Consider the following 1,988-nt stretch of genomic DNA (forward strand, 5'->3'; position numbering starts at 1 on the left):
GGCCCGAACACCGACACCAGATTCACCAACGAACCATGGGACACCGCCACACCCTTCGGCGATCCGGTCGAACCCGACGTATAGATCACATACGCCAACCCCGAAGGGGCAACCCCCACTCCGGGCGCAGTATCCGGGTACTCCCCCAGCCCATCGAGGACATCCGCGTCCACCACCACACCCACACCGGCATTCGCGAGCATGAACTCCACGCGCTCGACCGGCAGTTCACCATCCACCGGGACGTACGCCGCCCCCGCCTTCCACACACCCAGAATCCCGGCGACCATCTCCACACCACGCCGGAGACGAAGACCCACCACCGACTCCAAACCCACACCCCGGCCACGCAACCAATGCGCCAACCGATTCGCCCACACATCCAACTCGCCATACGACACCTCGACGCCATCCGACACCACCGCCACCGCACCCGGATCCGCAGCCACCCGCTCCTCGAACAGCTCCACCACCGACGCACCAGCCACACCCGACGCCGTGTCATTCCACTGCTGCAGCAGGGCACGCTCGTCGCCATCCAGCACATCCACCGCATGCAGACGGACATCAGGCGCCGCGGTCACCGACTCCAACACCCGGCCGAACCAGCCCATCAACCGCTCAGCGGTCTCCGCCTCGAACAGATCCGCCGACGCAGTCAGGCCACCCCGCAACCCAGCAGGACGTCCCGCCTCGTCCAGCACCTCCGACAACGACACATCGAGGTCGAACTTCGCCGAGTTGGTGGTCGACCGATCCAGGCTTTGCGAACCCCCTCCCGCAGGCTCGACGTTCTGCAGCGTCAGCATCACCTGGAACAGCGGGTGCCGGGACAGCGACCGCTCCGGGGCCAGCTCCTCCACCAGCCGCTCGAACGGCACATCCTGATGCGCCAATGCCCCCAGACTCGCTTCCCGCACCCGAGCCAGCACCTGACGGAACTCCGGATCACCCGACAGATCCGTCCGCACCACCAACGTGTTCACGAAGAACCCGACCAGGTCGTCCAACGCCTCATCCGTACGACCGGCAACCGCCGAACCCACTGGGACATCCGTCCCCGCACCAAGGCGCGAAAGAGTGACCGCCAACGCCGCCTGCAGGACCATGAACACCGTCACGCCCTCGGCCCGCGCGAGGTCCACCACCCGCTGATGCACCTCGGCCGACACCCGCAACGGCACCCGACGCCCCACATGACCGGACACCGCAGGACGTGCCCGATCCACCGGCAGCACCAGCTCCTCCGGCACCCCGGCCAGCGCCTGCCGCCAGTACCCCACCTGCTGCGACAGCACACTCCCCGGGTCGGACTCCGCTCCCAGCAACTCCCGCTGCCACAACGCATAATCCGCATACTGCACCGGCAACGCCTCGAACACCGGAGCCTCACCACGCAGCCGCGCCGCATACGCTTCCGAGACATCACGCCGCAGCGCGCCTATCGACCACGCGTCGTTGGCGATGTGATGTACCACCACCACGACCACCTGCTCGTCGGAACCGGCCTCGAACAGCCACGCCCGAATCGGCACCTCCGCCGACAGATCGAACGCATACAGCGACGCCTGGCTCACGGCAGCGCTCAGCTCATCGGCCTCCACGCTGCGCACCTCGAGTCGCCACTTGAGCTCTCGCGCGTCCAGAATCCGCTGGTACGGCTCACCGTCCACGGCCGGGAACACCGTGCGCAGCGTCTCGTGGCGCCCGATCACGTCTCGCAGCGCGTCGTTCAGCGCGGCGATATCCACCTCGCCGCTCAGCCGCACCTGCAGCGGGATGTTGTACGTCGGGCTCGGGCCCTCCAGTTGGGCCAGGAACCACAACCGCCGCTGCGCAAACGACAACGGCACCCGCTCCGGACGCGTCTCCACCGCCCGCAACGACGTCCGAGCCCGCCCGACTCCTTCGGCCAGGCGGTCGGCGAGAGTGGCCACCGTCGGTGCCTCGAACAACGCCCGAACCTCGACCTCCACCCCCAACACGAC

General features: G+C 67.7%; 1 protein-coding gene. It reads right to left on the minus strand.

Annotated features, from left to right (window positions below; genetic code table 11):
* Window positions 1-1,955: condensation domain-containing protein (locus tag IEZ19_RS49625; protein ID WP_189317932.1), on the minus strand; the 1,955-nt coding region annotated here is incomplete at its 3' end.
* Window positions 1,956-1,988: the final 33 nt, after the last annotated feature.

The sequence above is a fragment of the Streptomyces brasiliensis genome (genome assembly GCF_014647875.1).
In the GTDB taxonomy this organism is placed as follows: domain Bacteria; phylum Actinomycetota; class Actinomycetes; order Streptomycetales; family Streptomycetaceae; genus Streptomyces; species Streptomyces brasiliensis.